The 8,672-nt window shown below is 68.3% G+C and carries 10 protein-coding genes; 6 read left to right on the top strand and 4 right to left on the bottom strand.

Features of this window, described 5'->3' with window-relative positions; all coding sequences use genetic code 11:
* From Q0C81_RS05650 to Q0C81_RS05625, 6 genes are all read left to right on the top strand, one after another.
* The coding region (locus tag Q0C81_RS05650; protein ID WP_291834809.1) for an FAD-dependent oxidoreductase at nucleotides 1–1,133 on the top strand (1,133 nt) is incomplete at its 5' end.
* 53 nt (nucleotides 1,134–1,186) lie between these two features.
* A complete protein-coding gene (gene rsmG / locus Q0C81_RS05645; RefSeq protein ID WP_291834805.1) occupies nucleotides 1,187–1,759 on the top strand; it encodes a 16S rRNA (guanine(527)-N(7))-methyltransferase RsmG in 573 nt (190 codons plus the stop codon).
* Nucleotides 1,743–2,558, top strand: coding sequence for a ParA family protein (locus Q0C81_RS05640; RefSeq protein WP_291834803.1), 816 nt, complete (start codon nucleotides 1,743–1,745; stop codon nucleotides 2,556–2,558). Before rsmG ends, Q0C81_RS05640 begins: the two co-directional genes overlap by 17 nt.
* Nucleotides 2,559–2,584: 26 nt before the next feature.
* On the top strand, nucleotides 2,585–3,472 hold the full coding sequence (locus Q0C81_RS05635; protein ID WP_291834800.1) for a ParB/RepB/Spo0J family partition protein: 888 nt from the start codon (nucleotides 2,585–2,587) through the stop codon (nucleotides 3,470–3,472).
* Nucleotide 3,473: 1 nt separating this feature from the next.
* Nucleotides 3,474–4,106 carry a trans-aconitate 2-methyltransferase gene (locus Q0C81_RS05630; protein WP_291834797.1) on the top strand — a complete coding sequence of 211 codons (633 nt, stop codon included), beginning with the start codon at nucleotides 3,474–3,476 and terminating at the stop codon, nucleotides 4,104–4,106.
* Between the two features lie 4 nt (nucleotides 4,107–4,110).
* Nucleotides 4,111–4,296: a hypothetical protein gene (locus Q0C81_RS05625; protein WP_291834794.1), complete on the top strand. Its 186-nt coding sequence runs from the start codon at nucleotides 4,111–4,113 to the stop codon at nucleotides 4,294–4,296.
* Here the strand turns inward: Q0C81_RS05625 and holA are convergent.
* The 4 genes from holA to Q0C81_RS05605 all read right to left on the bottom strand — a co-directional run.
* On the bottom strand, nucleotides 4,293–5,345 hold the full coding sequence (holA, locus tag Q0C81_RS05620; RefSeq protein WP_291834791.1) for a DNA polymerase III subunit delta: 1,053 nt from the start codon (nucleotides 5,343–5,345) through the stop codon (nucleotides 4,293–4,295). The genes Q0C81_RS05625 and holA overlap by 4 nt on opposite strands.
* Nucleotides 5,342–5,833, bottom strand: a complete 492-nt coding sequence (gene lptE / locus Q0C81_RS05615) for an LPS assembly lipoprotein LptE (protein ID WP_291834787.1) — start codon at nucleotides 5,831–5,833, stop codon at nucleotides 5,342–5,344. The genes holA and lptE overlap by 4 nt, the downstream gene beginning before the upstream one ends.
* Complete coding sequence (gene leuS, locus Q0C81_RS05610) at nucleotides 5,833–8,385, bottom strand: leucine--tRNA ligase (protein WP_291834784.1); 2,553 nt, start codon at nucleotides 8,383–8,385, stop codon at nucleotides 5,833–5,835. Before leuS ends, lptE begins: the two co-directional genes overlap by 1 nt.
* Nucleotides 8,386–8,448: 63 nt before the next feature.
* On the bottom strand, nucleotides 8,449–8,672 hold a 224-nt coding region (locus tag Q0C81_RS05605; protein WP_291834781.1), incomplete at its 5' end, for a DUF3576 domain-containing protein.

Here is an 8,672-nt window from a genome sequence, read left to right as displayed (position 1 = left end):
AAACCCACCGGATCATCGCCGAGAACCTGGGGGAGAGCGCCGTGTATGGCGGCCACCTGTCGGGGCGCGGGCCGCGCTATTGCCCGTCCATCGAGGACAAGGTGGTCCGGTTCGCCGACAAGACCTCGCACCAGATCTTCCTTGAGCCAGAGGGCCTGGACGATCCGACCGTCTATCCGAACGGCATCTCGACCTCGGTGTCTGACGCGACGCAGCTGGCCTTCCTGCGCACAATTCCCGGGCTGGAGCAGGTCGAGGTGTTCCGCTTCGGCTATGCCATTGAGTACGACTATGTCGATCCGCGCGAGCTGACTGCGGCGCTGGAGGTCAAGAAGCGACCCGGCCTTTATCTGGCGGGGCAGATCAACGGCACGACCGGCTATGAGGAGGCGGGGGCCCAGGGGCTGATCGCCGGCCTCAACGCCGCCCGCGCGGCAGCGGGTTCCGATCCGGTGATCTTGGGCCGGGACCATGCCTATATCGGCGTGATGATCGACGACTTGGTCACCAAGGGTGTGACCGAGCCCTACCGCATGTTCACCAGCCGGGCGGAGTATCGGCTGACCCTGCGCGCCGATAACGCCGATCAGCGGCTGACGCCGATCGGCGTCGAGGCGGGCATCGTCGGATCGACCCGGGCGAAGGCCTTCGAGCGGAAGGCGGCGGCGCTGGCCGAGGCGGCCGCTGTTTCACGTGAAACACGGTTCACGCCCAAGGAAGCGGGGGAGCTGGGGATCAAGGTCAACGCCGACGGACAGCGCCGCTCGATCCGCGACCTGCTGTCGTTCCCGGATGTGACGCTGGCGACCTTTGAGGGCGTCCGGCCTGAGATCCGCGACTGGCCTCGGCAGGTCCGCGAGCAGATCGAGATCGATGCGGGCTACGCTGGCTATCTGGACCGCCAGGCCGCCGACGCCGAGGCCCTGCGCCGCGAAGAGGCGCTGGCCCTGCCGGTGGACCTCGATTACGCCGTCATCGGCGGGCTCTCGAACGAGGTCCGCGAGAAGCTGTCGATGGTCCAGCCGCGCACCCTCGGGCAGGCGGGCCGGATCGAAGGCATGACCCCGGGCGCCCTGACGGCCCTGTTGTCCCATGTGAAGAAGGCGCCGAAGCCTTCCGGAGTCACGGCGTGAGTACTTATGATGCGGCCGCCTTCCAGGCGGAGTTCAACGCCACGCCGGCCCAGATGGGCGATCTGCAGCGGTTCATCGATCGGCTGACCGAGGCCAATGCGGTTATGAACCTGATCGGGCCCGACACCCTGCCGGACATCTGGAGCCGGCATATCCGGGACTCCGCCCAGTTGCTGGACCTGGCGCCCGGCGCCAGGATGTGGGCCGACCTCGGCGCCGGTGCGGGCTTCCCCGGCGTGGTGCTGGCGATCATGCTGAAGACTGAGCAGAAGAGCCACGTCTGGCTGATCGACAGTCTCGGCAAACGCTGCCGTTTCCTGCAGGAGGTGGTCGACGGCCTGTCCCTGCGCGCGACCGTGATCAACGGCCGGGCCGAGGAGAATGCGGTCACCGTCGAAGTGGTCACGGCTCGCGCGGTGGCCCCGATGGAAAAGCTCCTCGGCTATGCACAGCCTTATCTACAACGCGGTGCGCGCGGGCTGTTCCTGAAGGGAGAAAAGGCCGAGGTTGAGGTGGCCGAGGCCCGCAAGGTCTGGCAATTCAAGAGCGACCTCTCCGTCTCGCGCAGCGATCCGCGCGGCCGTATCGTATCCGTCCGGGGAATTAGCCGTGTCAAAAACTGGTAAGACTCGCGTTCTGGCCGTTTCCAACCAGAAGGGCGGCGTCGGCAAGACCACCACGGCGATCAACCTGGGTACGGCCCTGGCCGCGATCGGTGAGAAGGTGCTGATCGTCGACATGGACCCGCAGGGCAATGCGTCGACGGGGCTGGGTGTTCCACGTGAAACACGCCGGGTGACCATCTACGACGTCATCGTAGACGGCCGTTCGGTGGACGATTCCGCCGTGCAGACCTCAGTGCCGGGGCTGCACATCATTCCGGCCGACGCGGACATGTCTGGCGTCGAGATCGAGTTGAGCCAGGCCGATCGCCGCTCCTTCCGCCTGCGCGACGCTCTGGCGGGGCAGGGGAGGGACGGTCAGACCCGGTATGACTATGTTTTGATCGATTGCCCGCCGTCGCTGAACCTGCTGACGCTGAACGCTATGGCGGCCGCGGACGCCGTGCTGGTGCCGCTGCAGTGCGAGTTCTTCGCTCTGGAGGGGCTGACGCAGCTGATGAAGACGGTGGACATGGTCCGCCAAAGCCTGAACCCGTCGCTGGAGATCCAGGGCCTGGTCCTGACCATGTACGACCGCCGCAGCGCGCTGTCGGGCCAGGTGGCCAACGACGTGCGCGCCCACTTCGGCGAAAAGGTCTATGACGCCGTCATTCCGCGCAATGTGCGGGTCGCCGAGGCGCCGTCCTTCGGCAAGCCGGCGCTGATCTACGATCTGAAATGCGCCGGCAGCCAGGCCTATCTGCGGCTGGCGCGGGAGGTGGTGGCGCGCGAGCGCAAACGTCGCCTGCAAGTCGCAGCCTGAATAATTAGAAGAACGGAATCAGTATCTTGAGCGAACGTCAGCGCGGCCTGGGCCGGGGATTGTCGGCCCTTCTGGGAGAGCAGGCCGGCGAAGCCGTGCCGGTCGACGGGTCGGCGACGCCCGCGGGCGTGCGCCTGGCGCCGATCGAGAGCCTGAAACCCAATCCGGATCAGCCGCGCAAGATCTTCACACCGGACATCCTCGAGGAACTGGCCGCCTCGATCCGCGACAAAGGCGTGCTGCAGCCGATCCTGGTGCGCTCGCAGCCCGGCGAGGACGGCGTCTGGCAGATCATCGCCGGCGAACGCCGCTGGCGCGCCTCGCAGCTGGCCCGCCTGACCGAGGTGCCGATCGTCGTGCGCGAGATGGACGACGTCGAGGTGTTCGAGGTCGCCATCATCGAGAACGTCCAGCGCGCGGACCTGAACCCGCTGGAAGAGGCTGACGCCTATCGCCAGCTGATGGAGCGTTTCGGCCGCACCCAGGACGCGGTCGCCGGTATCGTCGGCAAGAGCCGCAGCCATGTGGCCAACACCCTGCGCCTGCTGCAGCTGCCGGAAGAGGTGCTGTGGTACGTGCGGCACGGCAAGATGAGCGCCGGCCATGCCCGGGCCCTGGTGGGGTCGCCGAATGCGGTCGAGCTGGCCAATGAAATCGTCAACGGCGGACTGAACGTCCGTCAGGCCGAGGCGCTGGCGCGCCGCGCCGCCGAGGGTCCCAAGCCCGTCAAGGCGAAGGCCGTACGGGCCCAGGGCGAAGGCTCGGCCGACGTGGCCGCGCTGGAGCAGGATCTGGCCGACGCCCTGGGCCTGAAGGTCCAGTTGGTCGACAAGGACGGCAAGGGCGAGATCACCATCCGCTACGGCACGCTGGAACAGCTGGACGACCTGTGCCGCCGGCTGATGCGCGGCTGAGATGACGGATCCGGTCGAGGCGGCGGCCGAGGCGATCATCGGCCTCTACAGCCGGCACGCCGACGACTGGGCCCGGATGCGCGACGGACCGCCGACCGCGGATGAGCGCCCTCATCTGGAACGCTATGCGGCGGCCCTGCCCGAGGGAGCGGAGGTGCTGGATCTGGGGTGCGGCTCCGGGCGGCCGATCGCGGACTGGCTGATCGGACGCGGTTTCCGCCTGACGGGCGTGGACGCCTCGCCGGGTCTGATCGCGCGCTGCCAGGCCGCCTTTCCGGAGCATGAGTGGCGGGTGGACGACATGCGCGGGTTGGACCTGGGCCGCCGGTTCGACGGCGTTCTGGCCTGGTTCAGCGCCTTTCATCTGACCGCGGAGGCTCAAGGCGCGATGGCGGCGGTCTACGCCCGACACCTGCGGCCCGGCGGCGTGCTCATGTTCATCGGGGGGCCTGAACGGGGCGTGGTCCTGGGAGAATGGATGGATCAGCCCTTGTATCACGCCAGTCTGGAGCCTGCGGAGTATCGCGCCGGGCTGGAACGGGCCGGACTGGTCGAGATCGAGGAGGTCGCGCTCACATCTGATCGAGATGAGGGGGCAAGAGTTTGGACGGCGCGGCGCGGCGTGTCAGACTGAGGCCATGACCGACAAGCCGACCAATCCGACCGCTGAAGCGATGAAGAAGGCGCTGGCCGCCAAGAAGGCCGGAGGCGGCGCGCCGTCCGCGGGCGGTTTCAAACCCGCCCAGCATGCCGAAAAGACCATGGCCCGTCAAAGCGCGGCGGCGAACAAGCCGGCCTTCCGCAAGGCGTCGAAGCGGGGCTAAAGCCCCAGCCTTCTGGCGCGCGACGAAATCTCCAGCAGCAGGCGTTCGGCGATCAGCTGGTCGGGCGAGCCCGTGGTCTTGGTGGCGGTGTCGGCGGCGTTGACGCTGTCCAGGACCTTGTCGAGGTCGTCCAGACGCCAGCTGCGGGCCTGGCGGAGCATTTCCGCCTCCTGTTTCCAGAACACGCCCGCGGCCTTGGCGGCCTCCTTGGCGTTCGCCCCGTTCGCTTGCAAGACATTGATCCTGCGGAGCTTTCCGAGGTGGATCGACGCTTGTCTCACCGCCATGACAGGGCTTTCACCCTCGGCCAGGGCGCGCCGAAGGCCGGACTGGGCGGGGCCGGGGCGTCCGCCGAAGGCCTGCAGGGCGGCGTCCTGCAGCGAGGCGTCGGGTTCGACTCCCAGATGCAGTTCCAGCTCCGCGGTGTCGATGCTGCGGCCGCTGCCCGGGCCGATGTAGAGCACCAGCCGCTCGATCTCCTGCCGCATCAGGCCGCGTTCGCGGGGCAGGCGGGCGACGAAACGGTCCAGGGCGTCCTGGGTCAGGCCGACCTTGTCGGCGGCCAGGGCTTCGCGCGTCATCCGGGCCACGTCGCCGGTCTCGTCCTCGTAGCAGGCGATGCCCACGGCGCCCTTATCGGCCTCGGCGGCCTTGCGCAGGGCGGAGTCGCGGCCAAGGGCCCCGGCCTCGATGACCAGCATGCAGTCGGGATTGAAATCGCCGGCGGCGTGGGATTTCAGCGCCGCCGCCAACATCTTGTCGATCGAGGCCTTCTCGGCCGACAGACGCACCCGCACCAGCCGGCGGCCGCCGATCATGCTCAGCGCGGTCAGGGCCTCATCCAGCCGGACCTCGTCGCCGTCGATATCGCTGTCCGTCAGGACGGTGACATTGAAGGGGTCGTTGAGGTCCGGGGTGATCGCCTTGCACAGGATCTCGGCCCGTTCGGCCACGCCCGAGCGGTCCTTGCCGTGGATGACGGCGGCGCGAACGCCCTTGTCCGGAGACTTCAGGAAGCGATCGACCTCGGGCCGCTTCGACAGGATCACGGGGCGGACAGGGTCCTGAGGAGGTCCAGCCGGATCAGGCGCGCCAGTTCGGCCGCCGCACGCTCCTCACCGTCCTGCTGGGCGGCGATGGCGGCGTAGGGCTGGTCGGCCGCGGCGTAGGTGGTGGTGACGGTCTCGACGCCGGTGACGGGGTCGCCGCCGGTCGTCGGGGTCAGGGTCCAGGTCCCGCGCACAGTCAGCTCATAGCGGGTGGCGGTGTCGTCGATGCGCCGGCCCATGGGGCGGCGCGACTGTTCAAGGGTGGTCTGGAGACGCCACAGGGGCGTCTGCGACCCGTCGCGGCCCAGGGCGTCCTCGAGCTGCTCGCGGACGCGGTAGCCCAGGCGGTCATCCTGGGTGGTGACGGCGATGCGCGACAGCGACGTCCCGGCGCCGGCGTCGCCATATAGGGGCGTGAAGCCGCAACCGGCCAGTCCCAGTGATGCGACAAGCGCCAACGCCAAGCCGCAGGGTGCGAGCATTCTCATCAGGCGACCACCACGTTGACGATCCGATCCTTGACCACGACGATCTTTCTCACGGTCAGACCCTCCAGCCGCGCCTGAACGTCCGGATCGGCCAGGACGATGGCCTCCACCGCCGCCGGCTCCAGTCCACGGGCGACGCGGATCTCGCCGCGGCGCTTGCCGTTGACCTGGATGGGCAGGGTGACCTCGTCGTCGGCCGCCAGCGCCGGATCGTATTCCGGCCAGGGCGCGTCGAGGATCATCCCCTCTTCGCCCAGCCGCGTCCAGCCTTCCTCGGCCAGGTGGGGGGTGAATGGAGCGACCAGACGCAGCAGGGCGGACAGGGCCTGGCGCCGGGCGTCGCCGCCCGCCGTCTGGTGATCGCGCACGGTGGCGACGAAGGCGTAGAGCTTGGCGATGGCCGAGTTGAAGCGGAAGCCGGTGATGCCTTCCGACACGGCCTTGATGGCTTTGTGGGTCTCGCGCAGCAGGGCGGCGTTCGCGCCGGCCTCGCCGGCGAAGGCGGGGTCGTAGCCCTCGATCTCGGCCCAGACGCGCTGGACGAAGCGGCTGGCGCCCTCGACGCCGCCGGGGGTCCATTGCACGTCGCGCTCGGGCGGGCTGTCGGACAGGACGAACAGGCGTCCGGCGTCGACGCCATAGGTCTCGACGATCTCCTGCGGCGCGACGACGTTCTTCTTGGACTTCGACATCTTCTCGATGTCGCCGATGGTCAGGGTCTCGCCGGTCGAGAGCTGGCGGGCCGAGCGGACCCCGTTGTCGTTGGACAGCTCGACGTCCGTCGGCTCGACCCAGGCGCCGTCGGCGCGGCGGTAGGTCTCGTGGACCACCATCCCCTGGGTGAAGAGGCCGGCGAAGGGCTCCTTGACCGTCATCAGGCCGGCGTCGCTCAGGGCGCGGCTGATGAAGCGGGCGTAGAGCAGGTGAAGCACCGCATGCTCGACGCCGCCGATGTACTGGTCGACCGGCAGCCAGTGGTCGGCCGCGCTGCGCGAGATCGGCTCGGCCGCCGTCGGATCGGTGAAGCGGGCGAAATACCAGCTGGAATCCACGAAAGTGTCCAGCGTGTCTGTCTCGCGGGTCGCATCACCGTGACACGACGGGCATTTGACGTGTTTCCAGGTCGGATGGCGGTCCAGAGGATTGCCGGGCGTGTCGAAGGTGACGTCCTTGGGCAGCTCCACCGGCAGGTCGGCGGCGGGCACGGCGCCGCAGGACGGGCAGTGGACGATGGGGATCGGACAGCCCCAGTAGCGCTGGCGGCTGACGCCCCAGTCGCGCAGGCGATAGATGGTCTTGCCCTCGCCCTGGCCGGCCGCCTCGATGCGGGCGATGGCCTCGGCCTTGGCCGCCTCGATCTCCAGACCGTCCAGGAAGTCCGACTGGAAGATGGTTCCGGGGCCCGTGTAAGCCTCTGTTTCAACGCCGAAATCATCACCGGCGCCGTCAGGTCTCACAACCGGGATGATCGGCAGCCGGTATTTGGTCGCGAACTCGAAGTCGCGCTGGTCATGGGCGGGACATCCGAAAATGGCGCCGGTGCCGTAGTCGGACAGGATGAAGTTGGCGATCCAGACGCTGACCTCGCGGCCGTCGAACGGATGCCGGACCTTCAGACCGGTGTCGAAGCCGATCTTCTCGGCCTGTTCGATCTCGGCCTGGGTCGAGCCGCCCTTGCGGCATTCGGCGACGAAGGCGGCGGCGTCGGGGTTGGTCTCGGCCAGGGCGCGGGCGACCGGGTGGTCGGCGGCGATGCCCATGAAGCTGGCGCCGAACAGGGTATCCGGGCGGGTGGTGTAGATTTCCAGACCGTCGGGCGCGCCGGCGGGGGCGTCCCCGGCCCAGGCCCAGGTCATCTGCAGACCCTTGGAGCGGCCGATCCAGTTCTCCTGCATCAGCCGGACCTTGTCGGGCCAGCGGCCTTCCAGTTCCTTCAGACCCTCGATCAGGTCGTCGGCGTAATCGGTGATGCGCAGGAACCACTGGTTCAGCTTGCGCTTCTCGACGATCGCGCCCGAGCGCCAGCCGCGGCCGTCGACGACCTGCTCATTGGCCAGGACGGTGTTGTCGACGGGGTCCCAGTTGACGACCGAGTCCTTGCGATAGACCAGGCCGCGCTTGAAAAGCTCCAGGAACCAGGCCTGCTGCTTGCCGTAGTAGGCCGGGTCGCAGGTGGCGAATTCACGCGACCAGTCCAGCGAGAGGCCCAGCAGCTTCAGCTGTTCGCGCATGGCGGCGATGTTGGACCAGGTCCAGTCGCCGGGATGGACGCCGCGCTCGATGGCCGCGTTCTCGGCGGGCAGGCCGAAGGCGTCCCAGCCCATCGGATGCAGGACGTCGAATCCCTGGGCCCGTTTGGAGCGCGCGACCACGTCGCCCATGACGTAGTTGCGGGCGTGGCCCATGTGGATGTTCCCCGACGGATAGGGGAACATCTCCAGCACATAGTATTTCGGCTTTCCCGTGCCTTGGGTCGGGGTGCGGAAGGCGTCGGCGGCCGCCCAGCGGGCCTGCTGGCGGGGTTCGGCGGTCTTGGGCTCGTAGCGGGCCACGGGAATCCTTGAGGCTGCTCCTGAAGGGCGCGGCCTAAAGGAGGCGGTGGTCGTGAGAGGGTGTTAGCCGGCGTTCTGGAGGTTGAGCTGGCGCGCCTTGGTCAGGATCGCGTTCTCCAGGTCGGTTTCCGTCTGGGCCGCCACCGGAGCGCCGACCCAATTGCCCGTCGCATCGCGCGTTTCCTTGGTCACGGTGACGTTCAGGGCGTCGGCGCGCAGGCGGGTGTCGAGGATGAAGACGGTCGCCTTGAAGCGCTCGTTCGGCGTCTGCGGGTCGGTGAACCAGT

The organism is Brevundimonas sp., assembly GCF_023259385.1.
Taxonomy (GTDB): Bacteria; Pseudomonadota; Alphaproteobacteria; order Caulobacterales; family Caulobacteraceae; genus Brevundimonas.
The sequence above is the reverse complement of the archived record's forward strand: the minus strand, read 5'-3'. Positions and strand labels throughout refer to the sequence as shown.